Source organism: Conexibacter sp. JCM 18997, assembly GCF_055391915.1.
On record NZ_AP043885.1, the window covers coordinates 639178 to 654025 of the forward strand.

15 protein-coding genes are annotated in these 14848 nt (G+C 73.1%); 8 read left to right on the forward strand and 7 right to left on the reverse strand.

Annotation, left to right across the window (positions count from 1 at the left end; genetic code table 11):
• The first annotated feature begins 45 nt into the window (after window positions 1-45).
• Window positions 46-819, forward strand: a complete 774-nt coding sequence (locus ACZ5UI_RS03325; protein WP_464194196.1) for an IclR family transcriptional regulator — start codon at window positions 46-48, stop codon at window positions 817-819.
• On the opposite strand, the gene murD is transcribed toward ACZ5UI_RS03325, so the two are convergent.
• Both murD and ACZ5UI_RS03335 read right to left on the reverse strand, forming a co-directional pair.
• The gene (murD, locus tag ACZ5UI_RS03330) at window positions 746-2101 is read right to left on the reverse strand and encodes a UDP-N-acetylmuramoyl-L-alanine--D-glutamate ligase (protein ID WP_464194198.1); all 1356 of its coding nucleotides are present in this window, start codon (window positions 2099-2101) and stop codon (window positions 746-748) included. The two genes, ACZ5UI_RS03325 and murD, sit on opposite strands and share 74 nt — an antisense overlap.
• Window positions 2082-3446 carry an endonuclease domain-containing protein gene (locus ACZ5UI_RS03335; protein WP_464194200.1) on the reverse strand — a complete coding sequence of 455 codons (1365 nt, stop codon included), beginning with the start codon at window positions 3444-3446 and terminating at the stop codon, window positions 2082-2084. Before ACZ5UI_RS03335 ends, murD begins: the two co-directional genes overlap by 20 nt.
• Window positions 3447-3469: 23 nt before the next feature.
• Here ACZ5UI_RS03335 and ACZ5UI_RS03340 point away from each other — a divergent pair, with 23 nt between their 5' ends.
• Window positions 3470-4513, forward strand: a complete 1044-nt coding sequence (locus ACZ5UI_RS03340; RefSeq protein ID WP_464194202.1) for an NAD(P)/FAD-dependent oxidoreductase — start codon at window positions 3470-3472, stop codon at window positions 4511-4513.
• A gap of 36 nt (window positions 4514-4549) precedes the next feature.
• Here the strand turns inward: ACZ5UI_RS03340 and ACZ5UI_RS03345 are convergent, their stop codons facing one another.
• Together ACZ5UI_RS03345 and ACZ5UI_RS03350 are read right to left on the reverse strand one after the other, a co-directional pair.
• Entirely contained in the window at window positions 4550-5188 is a 639-nt protein-coding gene (locus ACZ5UI_RS03345; protein ID WP_464194204.1) for a TetR/AcrR family transcriptional regulator, read from the reverse strand.
• The gene (locus ACZ5UI_RS03350) at window positions 5185-5820 is read right to left on the reverse strand and encodes a TetR/AcrR family transcriptional regulator (protein WP_464194206.1); all 636 of its coding nucleotides are present in this window, start codon (window positions 5818-5820) and stop codon (window positions 5185-5187) included. Before ACZ5UI_RS03350 ends, ACZ5UI_RS03345 begins: the two co-directional genes overlap by 4 nt.
• A 163-nt stretch (window positions 5821-5983) precedes the next feature.
• Here ACZ5UI_RS03350 and ACZ5UI_RS03355 point away from each other — a divergent pair, with 163 nt between their 5' ends.
• Genes ACZ5UI_RS03355 through ACZ5UI_RS03365 form a run of 3 tightly spaced genes read left to right on the forward strand, consistent with a single transcriptional unit; the run spans window position 5984 to window position 9277 of the window.
• Window positions 5984-7072, forward strand: a complete 1089-nt coding sequence (locus ACZ5UI_RS03355; protein ID WP_464194208.1) for an FAD-dependent oxidoreductase — start codon at window positions 5984-5986, stop codon at window positions 7070-7072.
• A 49-nt stretch (window positions 7073-7121) separates the two neighbouring features.
• Complete coding sequence (locus tag ACZ5UI_RS03360) at window positions 7122-8510, forward strand: FAD-dependent oxidoreductase (RefSeq protein WP_464194209.1); 1389 nt, start codon at window positions 7122-7124, stop codon at window positions 8508-8510.
• A gap of 8 nt (window positions 8511-8518) precedes the next feature.
• Window positions 8519-9277: a cyclase family protein gene (locus ACZ5UI_RS03365; RefSeq protein ID WP_464194211.1), complete on the forward strand. Its 759-nt coding sequence runs from the start codon at window positions 8519-8521 to the stop codon at window positions 9275-9277.
• Here the strand turns inward: ACZ5UI_RS03365 and ACZ5UI_RS03370 are convergent.
• Together ACZ5UI_RS03370 and ACZ5UI_RS03375 are read right to left on the reverse strand one after the other, a co-directional pair.
• Window positions 9274-9795 (reverse strand): TetR/AcrR family transcriptional regulator, encoded by a 522-nt coding sequence (locus ACZ5UI_RS03370; RefSeq protein ID WP_464194213.1) that lies wholly within the window; start codon window positions 9793-9795, stop codon window positions 9274-9276. The genes ACZ5UI_RS03365 and ACZ5UI_RS03370 overlap by 4 nt on opposite strands.
• Before the next feature lie 74 nt (window positions 9796-9869).
• A complete protein-coding gene (locus ACZ5UI_RS03375; protein WP_464194215.1) occupies window positions 9870-11099 on the reverse strand; it encodes a cytochrome P450 in 1230 nt (409 codons plus the stop codon).
• Between the two features lie 205 nt (window positions 11100-11304).
• On the opposite strand from ACZ5UI_RS03375, the gene ACZ5UI_RS03380 reads away from it, so the two are divergent.
• Entirely contained in the window at window positions 11305-11877 is a 573-nt protein-coding gene (locus tag ACZ5UI_RS03380; RefSeq protein WP_464194217.1) for a hypothetical protein, read from the forward strand.
• A gap of 34 nt (window positions 11878-11911) precedes the next feature.
• Here the strand turns inward: ACZ5UI_RS03380 and ACZ5UI_RS03385 are convergent, their stop codons facing one another.
• A complete protein-coding gene (locus ACZ5UI_RS03385; RefSeq protein WP_464194219.1) occupies window positions 11912-12292 on the reverse strand; it encodes an ATP-binding protein in 381 nt (126 codons plus the stop codon).
• A 43-nt stretch (window positions 12293-12335) separates the two neighbouring features.
• On the opposite strand from ACZ5UI_RS03385, the gene ACZ5UI_RS03390 reads away from it, so the two are divergent.
• Window positions 12336-13283 (forward strand): quinone oxidoreductase family protein, encoded by a 948-nt coding sequence (locus ACZ5UI_RS03390; RefSeq protein ID WP_464194221.1) that lies wholly within the window; start codon window positions 12336-12338, stop codon window positions 13281-13283.
• Between the two features lie 23 nt (window positions 13284-13306).
• Window positions 13307-14800: an NHL repeat-containing protein gene (locus tag ACZ5UI_RS03395; protein WP_464194223.1), complete on the forward strand. Its 1494-nt coding sequence runs from the start codon at window positions 13307-13309 to the stop codon at window positions 14798-14800.
• Window positions 14801-14848: the final 48 nt, after the last annotated feature.

Here is a 14848-nt window from a genome sequence, read left to right on the forward strand (position 1 = left end):
CGATAGCGTTCGAGCTAGCGGAACGCCGGTACCTATAACAGAACCATGACCGCCTCGCTCTCCTCCGTCGACAACGCCCTGCGCCTGATCCACGTGCTCGCGCAACGCGAGGAGGTCGGCGTGGCCGAGGCCGGGCGGCTGCTGGGCGTGGCCCGCTCGACCGCGCACCGGCTGCTGGCCTCGCTCGTCGTGCACGGGTTCGCCGAGCAGGACCCCGAGACGCGCAGCTACCGGGCGGGCGGCGCGCTGCTGGAGTTCGGGCTGGCCACGGTGCGCCGCTACGACGTGCGCGCGCACGCCCGCCCGTTCCTGGAGGCGCTGTCGGAACGCACGGGGGAGACCTCGCACCTGCTCGTGCTGGCCGGCGCGGACACGCTGTTCCTGGACTCGGTCGAGGGCGGCCAGTCGGTGCGCACCACCGGCCGGGTGGGCGCGTCGTTCCCGGCCCACACGACGTCGGGCGGCAAGGCGCTGCTGGCCGAGCTGGACGCCGCGACGCTGCGCGCGCTGTACCCCGACGCGCAGCTGGCCGTGCTGACCGACCGCACGCTGGCCACCCGGCGCGCGCTGGACGCCGAGCTGGCCGCGATCCGCGAGCGCGGGTACGCGACCAACGCGGGCGAGTCCGACCCCTACATCACCTCGGTGGCCGCCGTGGTGCGCGATCCCGCCGGCACGGCGCGGTTCGCCATCAGCGTCTCGATGCCGGCGTTCCGGGCGGACACCGCCACGGTCGCCGACGCGCTCATCGAGGTGTGCGTGGAGGCGGGGCGGACGATTCCGTCGCCGCCTGGCGGAACCGCTCCCCCCGCTGGGTGAAGTCCGTGAAGCGCCCGTAGGAGGGCGCCGCCGGGGAGAGCAGCACGACGCCGGCGCCGTCGAGCGCGGCCCGGGCGCGCGCAACCGCGTCGTCGAGGTCGTCGGCCAGCTGCGTGGGCGCGGCGTCGCCGATCGCCTCCAGTGCCCGCGCGCCGTTGTCGGGCATCCCGACCACGACCCGCACCGCGCCGTGCGCGGCGACCGCGGCGGCCAGCGGGGCGAAGTCCTGGCCGCGATCCTGCCCGCCGACCAGCAGCGCCACCGGCTGGTCGGGCAGCGCCTCCAGCGCCGCGACCGCCGACTCGGGCGTCGTCGAGATCGAGTCGTCGACGAAGCGCACGTCGCCGTCGGTGGCCACCGTCTGCAGGCGATGGGGCAGCGGCTCGAAGCCGGCCAGCGCGGCCTGCGGGTCCTCGGGCAGCCAGCCGGTCACCTCGGCGGCGGTCAGCGCCGCGGCGACGTTGAGCGCGTTGTGGGCGCCCAGGAGCGCGGTGCGGCGCAGGTCGACGATCGGCACGCCGTCGCGGACCACGAGCCCGCCGCTGCTGGTCACGTCGAAGCCGTCGTCGGTGCCGAACAGCACGCGCTCGCTGTCGTCGGGCGCGGCGGAGGTGAGCTGCTCGTCGCGGCCGTTGAGCACCACCGCCCAGGGCTCGCGGGCCAGCAGGTTGAGCTTGTCGGCCACGTAGCGCTCCTCGCTGCCGTGCCAGTCGAGATGCTCGCGGTAGAGGTTGACCACGACGGCGACGCAGGGCGAGTACTCCAGGTCGGCAAGCTGGTAGCTGGACAGCTCCAGCACCCACACGTCGGGCTTGCGCTCGGGGTCCAGCAGGTCCAGCAGCGGGCGGCCGATGTTGCCGGCCAGCTCGACGTGCGCGCCCGCGGCGGTGGCCAGCGCGGCGATCAGCGAGGCCGTCGTCGACTTGCCCTTCGTCCCGGTGACGCCGATCACGCACTCGGCGCCGTGCTCGGCGAACCACAGGTTCGTCGCGGTGGTCAGGGCGGGGCCGTCGGGCGCGTCGGCCAGCGCCTGGACATCCTCGCGGTAGCGGCTGATGCCCGGCGAGCGCACGACGACGTCACGATCCAGCAGCGCGCGCCAGGCGTCGGCTCCGTCGGCGAACGTCGCGCCCGGGAAGCCGGCGCGTCCCTCCGCGTCCACGGGCGCGTCGGTGGCCACGACCACGCCGGTGGGCGAGCCGAGCGCGCGGAACGTGGAGGCCGCCTCGCGGCCGGCGCCCCACAGCCCGATGCGCCGGCCCTCAAGCTCGCAGACGCGCATGAACCGTGGGCAGCAGCCGCGTGGGGATCTCGTGATCGTCGGACAGACGCAGGACCGTATCGGGATCGCCGAAGTCGTCGGGCACGGCGGGCAGCATCCGCTCGCGCGCGGCGCGCACGACGGCATGGTCGGCCCAGCGCGGGTCGGCGGCCAGCAGGCGGAAGGCGGCCACCGACTCCTCCAGGTCGCCGACGCACTCGAACGGCTTGTGGTCCTCGAAGCCGGCCAGCGCCAGGAACTGCGCCGTCTGCTCGTCGCGCTCGAGCAGGTCGGCGCCGAAGATCGAGCGCAGCGCGGGCGGCTCCATCCACGGGGCCAGCGCCAGGAACACGAAGCGGCACTTGGGGCAGTCGCCGCACCAGGCCGCCGCGCGCCGGCGCTCGTCGAGGCGGAAGACCGCGTTGCAGGAGGTGAACGCGTGGTGGTAGGCGTCCAGCCGCGCGAAGGCGCGCGCGATCCCCAGCTCCGACGCGCCGCGCAGCAGCGAGAAGTAGTCGATCGACGGCGTCACCTCGTGGGCCAGCAGGTCGCGCAGCGCGCGCTCGAACCCGACGCCCTTGGACCACTGGTGGTTGACCTCGATGCCGTTCCACTGCAGGTTGCCCTGCGAGGCGGAGCGCTCGTTGGCCAGCACGACCTCGTCGAACCCGTGCAGCACGGCCGTGGCCAGCGCGATCAGCGACACGACGGCGGTGACCGGCACGTGGCCGTTGAGCGCGCCCGCGGCGTTGGCGGCGATCAGCACCGGCGAGATGGTGCGCCGGGCGATGAGGCGCTCCAGGCCGGAGATCTCGGCGGTGGCCGCGATCGCGGTCGGGTCGCCGACGGAGAACAGCGTCACGTCAGCGCCGGCGGCGCGCATCGTCTCCAGCGCCACCACGGAGTCCTTGCCCCCGCCGATCAGCACCAGCGAGCGCCCCGTCGGCTCCAGCGCCACCTCGCGCGGGGTGACGGCCCGATCCCCGGCGAAGGCGATCCGCGCGGCGACGTCGACGTCGTTGCGGTAGGCGTACTCGCCCAGGCCCTGCACGTAGACGGCGGTCAGGAAGCGGGCCCGGCGCTCGCTCAGCGGCCCGATCGCCAGCGCGTGCGGCGCGGCGGCCTTCCAGTAGCTGACCCCCGCGACCTGGTGCAGCAGCTCGAGGACCGCGTCGAGCACCGCGCGGCGCGCGGGGTCCAACGGCGGTGCGCCGGCGGGCAGCGCGATCGTCTCCTCGAACGCCAGGTCGTCGAGCGCATAGGTCAGCGTGGCGGCGGCCGACGCCTCGTCGAAGCGCCAGCCCACGAAGCGGAACGCCGCGTAGGCGGACGGGTCGAACAGCTCGGGGACAGCGGTCGGAGCCACAGGACGACGGTAGCGTTCCATGCGTGCACGACGACGCGGACGTGATCGTGGTCGGAGCCGGTGTCGTCGGGTGCGCGCTGGCCTGGTTCCTGGCCCGCGGCGGCCGGCGCGTGACCGTGCTGGAGGCCGGCCAGATCGGCGCCGGCGCGTCCGGGCGCAACTCCGGGCTGATCGAGCATCCCTACGACGCCGAGCAGGTCGGGCTGTTCGACGAGACGGTGGTCCTGCTGCAGGAGCTGCTGGGCGATGCGGTGGCGCGCGAGCCCGTGGGCGCGCTGCTGCTGGTCGAGACCGTCGAGCAGGCCGAGCTGGTGGCCGCCGACCACACGGGCTTCGCCGGGCTGCAGCCGCAGGTGCTCGATCCGGACGCGCTGGCGGCGATCGAGCCCGGCCTGGCCGCTGACCTGTGGGCCTGCCGCGTGCGTACCGGCTACCCGGTCGCGCCCGCGCTGGCCGTCCAGGCGCTGGCCCGCCGGGCGCGCGCCGCGGGCGCTCGCATCGTCGAGCACGCTCCGGTTGCCGACCCGGCCGCACTGGACGCGCCCGCGGTCGTCGTCTGCGCGGGGGCCCAGTCCGGTGCGCTGCTGGGCAGCGAGGCGATCGCGCCGCTGTGGGGCGCGACGGTCGGCGTGGCCCTGGACCAGGTGCCCCGCCATGCGCTGATCGACGGGCGCATCTCCGACATCCAGCTGGGCGGGGGCGCGCCGCAGGCGCCGGTGTTCAGCCTGATCGGCCCGCCCGACGGCGTCGTGCTCGGCTCGACCTTCCTGGTCGACGAGCCCGATCCGCGCGCCTGGGTGCGGCCGCTGATCGACAACGGCGCCCGCTTCTGGCCCGGGCTGGCCGGTGCGCGCGTGACGTTCACGCGCGCCTGCGCCCGCCCGCGCGCGGCCGACGGGCGGCCCTATCTGGGCCGCGTGCGCGACCACCTGTGGGTGGCGGCCGGCCACGGCGGCCGGGGCATCTCCACGGGCGCGGCCTCGGCGCGGCTGGTGGCCGAGGCGATCCTCACCGGCACCGACGCGGGCATCCCGGCGTCGCTGCGCGCCAGGCGCCTACTGGCATAGATGACTGATTCCACGACCCGCGTACCCGGCGCGGAATCAATCATCTAACAGGTACGCCCGGCACAGGGCCGCCTGCTCGCCGACGAACCGCTCCCAGGCCACGCGGCGCTTGGACTCGAAGGTGGGGCCGAACACCAGGCGGCGGCCCAGCGTCGAGAAGACCATCCGGAACGCGACGTCCACGGCCAGCTCGGGGTCGGGGTGCGCGATCCCCTCGCGGTGGGCCAGCACGGCGGCGGTGAACTGCTCGGCCGCGCCGCTGGCCGCCCGCGAGCCGCTGTCGCGCGTGCGCTGGTCGACGGCGCCGCGCACCATCAGCACGCGCAGCGCGGACCCGTGACGGCGCATGGTGGTGGCCAGCACGCCGACGGCGGCGTCGATCGCCTCGTCGGGCGCGGCGGCGTCGATGGTGGCGAACGCGGCCGCCTGCTCGTCGTGCAGGCGGGTCTGGATCACGTCCTGCAGCGCCAGGAACAGCTCCTCCTTGGAGCCGAAGCGGGCGTAGATCGAGCCGACCGACACGCTCGCTCGGCGGCTCAGCTCCCCCAGCGTGAAGCCGTCGTAGTCGGTCTCGCCCAGCAGCTCGACGCCGGCCTGCAGGACGCGCTCCAGCGACTCGCGGCTGCGGCGCTGGCGCGGGGGACGGGGGACCGCCGCCTCGGATCCGGTCGTCACGCCGCCACCGCCTCGGGCCCGAGCAGGTAGGCCACGCACGCGCGCTGCTGCTCGGCCACGAACGTGTCCCAGGCGATCACGCGCTGGGACTCGAACGTGTCGCCGTAGACCAGCCGCCGGGCCAGCGCGGAGAACACCATCCGGTAGGTGATGTCGACAGCCACCTCGGGATCGGGCCGGCGGATGGCCTCGCGGTGGGTGAGGACCAGGGTGCTGTAGGACCGGGCCATGTGGCTGGCGCCCTCCGATCCGCGGCCGCTGACCTCGTCGTCGCGGCCGGCGCGGCGCATCAGACCGCGCAGCACGCCGCCGTGGCGCTCGAAGTTGGAGGCCAGACCGCCGATCGCGCCGGTGACCACGTCGACCGGCCCGGCGCCCGCCCAGCGCTCGAGCGCGAAGTACTCGGCCTCCTCCTGCTCCATGACCTCGATGGCCCGCGCCTGCGCGGCCAGGAACAGCTCCTCCTTGGAGCCGAAGCGGGCGTACAGCGAGCCCACCGACACGCGCGCGCGGCGGCTGACCTCGGCGACGGTGAAGCCGTCCCAGCCGAGGTCCACGATCACCTCGACGCCCGCGATGACCGCGCGCTCCAGCGACTCGCGGCTGCGCTTCTGGCGCGGTGGCTGCGGCACGGCGGGCAGTCAACCACAGCCGAACGCGAATTTCGAATTCGGTTCCTTGACGGCCTGCGACGGAACGGCTATCAATCGAATCCGAACCTTGGTTCGGGACATCAGAGGAGAGCACTTGTCGAGCGTTGAGAGGGTCCTCGTCGTCGGTGGCGGGATCGGGGGATTGGCGACGACGATCGCGCTGCGTCAGCGCGGCGTCGACGTCCATCTGGTCGAGCTGAACCCCAAGTGGGACGTCTACGGCGTCGGGATCATCCAGCCGGGCAACGCCGTGCGCGCGCTGGCCGCGCTGGGCGTGGCCGACCAGGCAGTGGCCGCGGGCTTCCCGATGGAGGGCTCACGGCTGTACACCGCCGACGGGCACCTGATCCACGAGCAGCCCGCCCCGCCCCGGCTGGCCGGTCCCGACTATCCGCCGATGAACGGGATCACCCGGCCACTGCTGCACGAGATCCTCGTGGGCGCGGTGCGCGCCTCCGGAGCGCAGATCACGCTCGGGCACACGGTCCGCCGCCTGGACCAGTTCGCCGACGGCGTCGAGGCGGTGCTGACCGACGACACCGCCGGTCGCTACGACCTCGTGGTCGGCGCGGACGGGATCCACTCGACGGTCCGCGAGATGCTCTTCGGCGCCGACCCGCAGCCGTCGTTCACCGGTCAGGTGTGCTGGCGCTACAACGTCCCCCGCCCGCCCGAGGTCGACGGTCTGTGGATGTACATCGGCCAGGAGGGCAAGGCCGGGATCGTCCCGATGACCCAGGACCTGATGTACGTCCTGTGCATCGAGGAGCCGCCCGCCGGACAGCCGGTGCGCCTGGAGCAGGAGGGCCTGGCCGCGACCATGCGCGAGCGCCTGGCCGGCTTCGGCTCGTTGATCGCCGAGGTGCGCGACCGCCACATCGTCGACGACGACCTCGTCGTGTACCGCCCGGTCGACCGCATCTTCCTGGAGGGCCCGTGGCACCAGGGCCGCGCGCTGGTGCTCGGCGACGCCGCCCACGCGACCTCGCCGCACATCGGTCAGGGCGCGGCGATGGCGCTGGAGGACGCGATCGTGCTGGCCGAGGAGCTCGCGGCCGACGGCCCCGTCGAGGACGCGCTGGTGCGCTGGCAGGCCCGCCGCGAGCCCCGGGCCCGCTTCGTCTACGACATCTCGCGCGAGATCCAGGAGCTCGAGCTGGCCCACGATCACGGGCCCAAGAACGGCGAGCTGATCGCGCAGTCGATGATCCGGACGGCCGAGCCCGTTTGAGCGTGTCTAAGCTTCGGGGACCCTCATTTCCCTGAAAGCGGATCGACAAATGGCTTCTACCCCGGGCACACCCGACAATCCCCTGCGTGTCGCGATCATCGGCTCCGGTCCCGCGGGCTTCTACGCGGCCGGCCAGCTGCTGTCGTCCAAGGACCTGTCGGTCGAGGTCGACGTGTTCGACAAGCTGGCCACGCCGTGGGGTCTGGTCCGTTACGGCGTCGCGCCGGATCATCCGAAGATCAAGTCGGTGACGCGCGTGTACGAGAAGACGGCGGCCAAGGAGGGCTTCCGCTTCCACGGCAACGTCGAGGTCGGCGTCGACGTGACGCACGACGAGCTGGCCGCGTCCTACCACGCGGTGCTCTACGCGATCGGTGCGGCGATGGATCGCAAGCTGGGGATCGCGGGGGAGGAGCTGCCCGGGTCGCACGCGGCCACGGAGTTCGTGGCCTGGTACAACGGCCACCCGGACTACGCCGACCACGAGTTCGAGCTGGACGCCAAGCGCGTCATCGTGGTGGGCAACGGCAACGTGGCGCTGGACGTGGCGCGCATGCTCGCGCTGGACGTGCAGGAGCTGCGCGTGACCGATACCGCCGATCACGCGATCGAGGCGCTGGCCGCGTCCAGCGTGGAGGAGATCGTCGTGCTGGGCCGTCGCGGCCCGGCGCAGGCGGCGTTCACCAACCCCGAGCTGCGCGAGCTGGCCGATCTGCACGACGCCGACGTGATCATCGAGGCGGCGCCGGAGACGTTCATCGGGCTGGAGGGCATCGAGCCCACGGCCGAGCGCAACGTCGAGCTGATCCGCGGCTACCAGGCCACCGAGCCCCAGGGCCGGCGCAAGCGGATCGTGCTGCGCTTCGCCACCTCGCCGGTGGAGATCATCGGCGACCAGCGCGTCGAGGGCGTGCGCGTCGTGCACAACGAGCTCGTGCAGGACGAGGGCCGCGTGAGCGCCCGCCCGACCGGCGAGAGCGAGCTGCTGGAGGCGCAGATGGTCATCCGCAGCGTGGGCTACACGGGGTCGCCGCTGCCCGGGGTCCCGTTCGACCAGGGCAAGGGCACGATCCACAACCGCGGTGGCCGCGTGACGCACGAGGGCACCGAGGATGCGCTGCCCGGCGTCTACACGGCGGGCTGGGTCAAGCGCGGCCCGTCCGGCGTGATCGGCACGAACAAGAAGTGCGCCCAGGAGACCGTCGACCTGCTGCTGGCCGATCTGGCCGCCGGGATCCTCCCGGAGCCGACCGCCACGCCGGCCGTGCTGCTGGACCGCCTGGAGGAGCGTGGGGTCGAGGTCGTCGACTACGCCGGCTGGGAGCTGATCGACGCCCACGAGAAGGGCCTCGGCGAGCCGCACGGCCGCCCGAGGGTGAAGCTGGTCCGCCGCGCCGAGCACCTGCTCCACGCGGCGGCGTCCAAAGTCCGAAGCTGAGGAGCGCCGTGCCCGAGATCGTCGACCTGTCCCACCTGATCGTCGCCAGCCCTGAGGGCACGCCCGACTTCCTGCGCACGGACATCACCTACAACGACCACCAGAGCGGCGCGGCGGAGTTCGAGCAGCTGCTGGGCATCGACCGCAAGCTGCTGCTGCGCGGCGAGGGGCCCTCCGGCGAGCGCCTGTCGATCGGCACGCACAGCGTCACCCACCTCGACGCGCCCTATCACTACAACTCGACGATCCAGGGCCAGCCCTCGCAGACCATCGACGAGATCCCGCTGGGGCACTTCTTCGGGCCCGGCGTGGTCGTCGACGCGACCGGGCGCGAGGACGGCGATGCCGTCACCCTGGAGCAGATGCAGGCCGGCATCGCCGCGGCCGGCCACGACCTGCAGGCGGGCGACATCGTGCTCGTGCACACCGGCACCGACCGCTACTACGGCCAGCCCGAGTACATGTTCCACGGACCGGGCGTGACGCCCGAGGCGACCGTGTGGCTGGTCGAGCAGGGCATCTGGACGATGGGCATCGACGCGTGGGGCTGGGACCAGCCGCTGCCGATCCAGGCCGAGAAGGCCAAGGCGCGCGACGAGCAGGGCATCCTGTGGGCGGCCCACCAGGTCGACCGGCCCTACTCGCAGATCGAGCGGCTGACCAACCTGGCCGCGCTGCCGAAGACCGGCTTCCAGGTGGCCTGCTTCCCGCTGAAGATCAAGGGCGCCAGCGCCGCCCCGTCCCGCGTGGTCGCGATCCTCTCCTAGGAGGGTCGCTGGATCCCCTCGAGGAGCAGGACGAACATCCGCCCGAGCAGGTCGGTCGGGACCTCGTCGCCCAGCATGGAGGCCTCGAGCGCGACGCCGTTGGCCATCGCGAAGGTCATCATCGCCACGTCGACGATCGGCATCGACGGGGTGATGCCGGCCTGCGCGAACTGGCGCTCGAGCATCGCCGCGATGCCGTCGCGCAGGCGCAGGTAGCGCTCGGACATCTGCGCGCGGAACTCGGGCTCGCGCGCGGCGCGGGCGGCGAAGTCGAAGAACAGCCGGTTCCAGTCGGGATCGCCGGTCACCGCGCTGGTGAAGGCGTCGCCGGCCTGCGCGGCCTGCGCCTCGGGCGTCTCCTCGCGCGCGAAGACGCCTTCGATCTCGGCCAGGCGCTGGTCGAAGCGCGCGTCGAGCACGGCCAGGAACAGCTCGTCCTTGGAGGCGAAGTTCGCGTACACGGCGCCCTTCGTGAACCCCGCCTCGGCGGCCACCTCGTCGACCGAGGCGGCGGCCAACCCGCGGCGGGCGCCGACCGTCGCCGCTGCCGCGATCAGCCGCCGGCGGGTGTCGGCCTGACGCTCCTTGCGCGTCAGGCGGGTGATGCGACCACCTCGGCGCCGCGGCCGGGCGTCAGCGTGATCGCGCGCCGGCGCACGGGCTCGGCCGTGCGCGTCGTCGCCTCCAGCCGGCGCTCCTGCGCCACGACACGCAGGATCGTCTTCATCTCGAACTGCGCGAACGCCGCGCCCAGGCAGCGCCGCACCCCGCCGCCGAAGGGCAGCCAGGTGTAGGTGCCCGCCGGCTGCTCCAGGAACCGCTCGGGCCGGAAGCGGGCCGGCTCGGGGTACACGTCGGGCCGGCGGTGCACGAGGTGGATGCACGGCGTCAGCGTCACGCCGGGCTCGAAGTCCACGCCGCCGACGGTGATCGGCTGCTTGACCTGACGCACGACGGCGGGCAGGACGGGGCGCAGGCGCAGCGTCTCCTTGACGACCGCGTCGGCGTAGGCCTCGTCGGCGGCCAGGCGCTCCATCCCGTCGCCGGGCAGGCGGAGCATCCGCTCGATGGCCCAGGACAGCGCGGTGGCGGTCGTCTCGTGTCCGGCGATCAGCAGGGTCATCAGCTCGTCGCGCAGCTCCTGGTCGCTCATCGGCGAGCCGTCCTCGTGGCGCGCCTGCAGGAGCAGCGACAGGATGTCGTCGCGATCGGACAGGTCGCCGGCGGTGCGCCGGGCGGCGATCGCCTCGAAGACGGCTTCGTCGATCGGCGCCATGCGGCGCTGGAAGCCGCTCGACGCCCCGACCCGGTCCGGCCCCAACGCGGCCATCTTCAGCATCGTGCTCGTCTGGGTGGTCAGCTCGGCGGCCTCGCGCAGCCGTGCGCGCAGGTTGTCCAGTCGGCCGGGCTCGTCGACCCCGAAGATCGTCCGCACGATCACCTCGAGCGTGACCTTCTGCATCCGCGGCCACAGCTGCAGCGGGCGGCCGTTGGGCCAGGTGGCCACCTCCTCGCGGGCCACCTGCGCCATCACCTCGCCGTAGCGCTGCATGCGCTCGCCGTGGAAGGGCGGCAGCAGCAGCTTGCGCTGGGCCAGATGCTGGGGGCCGTCGAGCAGCAGCACCGAGTTGTCGCCCATCCAGGGCTTGAGGATCACGTTGGCCTCGCCCGCGTGCAGGACGCCGGGCGGAGCGGTGAAGACCTCCTTGATCGCCTCGGGATCGGCCAGGAAGACCCAGTTGCCCTCCTGGGCGATGCGGACGGTGAACATGTCGCCGTAGCGGGCGCGCGCCCGTTCCATGAACGGCATCGGGCGGGTCATCCAGGCGAGCGTCTGCACCGCGCGAGGCGCGCGCGGGCCGGGAGGGAGGCTGGTCGGGCGCATACCCGTGAGTATCCAGATACCGCTCAGAATGTCAATCAAACGGCGCTACTTCGCAGGAGTCCGGGGGTTTTCCTTGAAGTTCGGCGGTCGGAACCGGTTCGATGCCGGGCATCTCTCATCCACACCAGGAGGACACACGCGCATGCGTCTAGGACGTCCCCGCCACGGCACCGTGGTCGCCTACCTCGCGCTGTTCTTGGCGCTTGGCGGCTCCGCCTTCGCCGCGGCATCTCTGCCGAGCAACAGCGTCGGCACGTCGCAGCTGAAGAACAGCGCCGTCACCGGCGCCAAGGTCAAGAACGGGTCGCTGACCTCGTCGGACTTCAAGAGCGGTTCGCTGCCCAAGGGCGCGACGGGCGCGACGGGTCCCGCGGGTCCCGCTGGTCCCGCCGGCCCGGCCGGCCCGGCCGGCAGCAGCGGCGCCAACGTGGCCCTCGGCCTGGTCGGGGCCACCGGCACGGTCACCAACGGCAACGGCATGAGCACGTCCAACGTGTCGGTGCCGTCCGTCGGCGGCTACTGCATCTTCGGCCTCAACCCGGCCCCGCAGAACGTTCAGGTCACCGCGCAGCACACGTTCAGCGGCGCGATCATCGCCAACGCGGTGATGGGCCCGGTCGGGACCTGCCCGAGCAACACGCAGATCACGGTCGTCCTGACCTCGGTCGCCACCGGCGGCCCGATCAGCTCGCCGTTCTTCATCGAGGTCAACTAGCCCTCGATGCCGTGGGGCGCCCGTCTGGCTGCGGTCAGGCGGGCGGCTTCACGTGCAGCTCGAACCACACGTGGGTCGAGCCCTCGTAGACGCCCCACCGGTCGGTGAGCGTCTCGACCAGGTGCAGGCCCCAGCCGCCGACCTCCGTCGCCGGGCGATCGCGGGCCACGGGCACGAACCCCCCGCCGCGGTCGACGACCTCGACGCGCAGGCGGCCCGAGTCCTCGTAGCGGACGACCAGGCGCACCGGCCCGTCGCCGCCGTACTTGACGCTGTTGGTCACCAGCTCGGAGACCAGCAGCTTCGCGTCGCCCAGCAGAGAGGCGTCGAGCGACTCGACCGACTCCAGGGCGTCGCGGGCCTGGCCCGGTGCGCGGGTGGAGCGGGGGAGATCGACGATGACGCTGGAAGGCATACATCAGTACCTGTACCCAGGTCGGTAGAGGACAATGCCCCGCATGCGCGCGATCCAGATCACCGAGTTCGGCGGCCCTGAAGTCCTCGTCCTGCGCGAGGTCGACGAGCCCCAGGCGCCCGACGGGACGGTCGTGCTCGACGTCTCCGCGGCCGGCATCAACTACGCCGACACCCATCAGGCGGAGAACACCTACCTGGCCCCGGCCACGCTGCCGCTGATCCCCGGCGGTGAGGTGGTCGGCACCACGCCGGAGGGCCGCCGCGTGGTCGCGCTGCTGGCCGGCGGCGGGTACGCGGAACGCGCGCTGGCCGCCGAGATGGCCATGTGGGACGTGCCCGAGGGGGTCAGCGACGGCGCCGCGCTCGCGCTCGTGCTGCAGGGCACGACGGCCTGGCATCTGCTGCGGACCAGCGCCCAGCTGCGCCAGGGCGAGAGCGTCGTCGTGCACGCCGCCGGTGGCGGCGTCGGCACGATCGCCGTCCAGCTGGCCAAGCGCTTCGGGGCCGGCCGGGTGATCGCCGTCGCCTCCACCGAGGAGAAGCGCGACCTGGCGCTCGAGCTGGGCGCCGACGTGGCGGTCGACGGGACCGCCGAGGACCTGACCGCCGCGCTGCGCGAGGCCAACGACGGCCGCCGCGTCGACGTGATCCTGGAGATGACGGGCGGGCGCGTGTTCGAGCAGAGCCTGGAGGCGCTGGCCCCGTTCGGGCGGCTCGTGCACTTCGGCCAGGCCGGGCGCGAGGGCGCGCCGCCGGTCGATCCCGGCCGCCTGATGGGCACCAGCCGCGCCGTCGTCGGCTTCTGGCTCGTGCACGTGATGCGCCGCCCCGAGCTGATGGCCGAGGCGATGGAGGAGATGTTCGCCGCCGTGCTGGCCGGTGAGCTGAAGCCGATCGTCGGCGGCAGCTACGCGCTGGCCGATGCCAAGCAGGCCCACGAGGACATCCGCGCGCGCACGACGTTCGGCAAGCTGGTCCTGACGCCGTAGCCGTCCGTCCGTATAGTCGCGCCATGAGGCGCCTTCTCCTGGTCGCCGCGGTAGGGGCCGCGGCGACGATTCCCGGCAGCGCATCCGCTGCCGACAGCTTGTACTGGGGGAACTTCACCCCCAAGAAGATCTCCTGGGTCGCGCTGGACGCGACGATCGGCGGGGACCTGTCGACCACGGGCGCGACGGTCAACGGTCCGACCGGCACGGCGATCGACGCCGCCGCGGGCCGGGTCTACTGGGCCAACTACAGCGCCAACAAGATCTCGTGGACCAAGCTGGACGGCAGCGGCGGCGGCGATCTGGTGACCACCGGGGCGACGGTCGCCAGCCCGCTCGGCATCGCCATCGATCCGACCGCGGGCCGCGTCTACTGGGCCAACTCGGGCGCGAACAAGATCTCCTTCGCCAACGTCAACGGCAGCGGCGGCGGCGACCTGACCACCACCGGCGCGACGGTCAGCGCGCCGGAGGGCGTGGCCGTGGATCCCGCGGCCGGGCGCATCTACTGGGCCAACTTCAACGCCAACAAGATCTCCTTCGCCAACCTCAGCGGCACCGGTGGCGGCGACCTGACCACCACCGGCGCGACGGTCAGCGGGCCGGATGGGTTGGCCGTGGATCCGGCGGCAGGCCGCGTCTACTGGTCCAACTTCGCCGCCAACAAGATCTCGTGGGCCAAGCTGGACGGCACCGGCGGGGCCGACCTCAACACCGCCGGCGCGACGGTCAGCAGCCCCGAGGGCATGGCGATCGACGCCGCGGCCGGCCGGGTCTACTTCGCCAACCAGACGGGCAACAAGGTCTCCTACGTGCGCACGGACGGGACCGGAGGTGGGGACGTCGCCACGCTCACCGCGACGATCGCCACGCCCGAGTTCCCGGCGCTGCTGAAGAAGCCCGAGGGCGCCAACGCTCCGGCGATCACCGGAGCCACGGCGATCGGATCGGCGCTGACCTGCGCTCCGGGCACGTGGGCGCCCGACATCCTGCCCGCGTTCCTGTACCGGGTGCCGCAGACCACCGCGATCGCCTGGACGCGCGACAACGTGGCCATCGCCGGCGCGACCAGCGCCACGCTGACCGCCGATCAGGCGGGCGCGTACCGGTGCGTGTCCAGCGCGGCCAACCAGGCCGGCGCGACGACGCAGACCAGCCCGCCGTTGACGGTCGCCGCGGGCGGCTCGACGACGCCGACCACGCCGACCACCACGCCAACCACCCCGTCGACCGGCACGCCGTCCAACCGCGTGTCGATCGGCTCGGTCAACGGCCGCTCGCTGACGCTGCAGGTCGGGTCGGCGGGCACCGTCCGCGTGACCGGTCCCCGCAAGCTGCTGCGGACCTCGACCGCCAAGGGCGGCCCCGGCCGGGTGGCCGTGCCGCTGAAGCTGACGACGAAGGCCAAGCGGACGCTGCGGCGCAGCCACCGCCTGCGCCTGGCCGTGCAGGTGCGCTTCACGCCCACCGGCGGGACGGCCGCCACGCGCGGGCGGACGATCATCGTCAAGGGCTGAAACGCCGAGGGCCCCGGTCGCCCGGGGCCCTCGTCAGCGTCTGCGGTA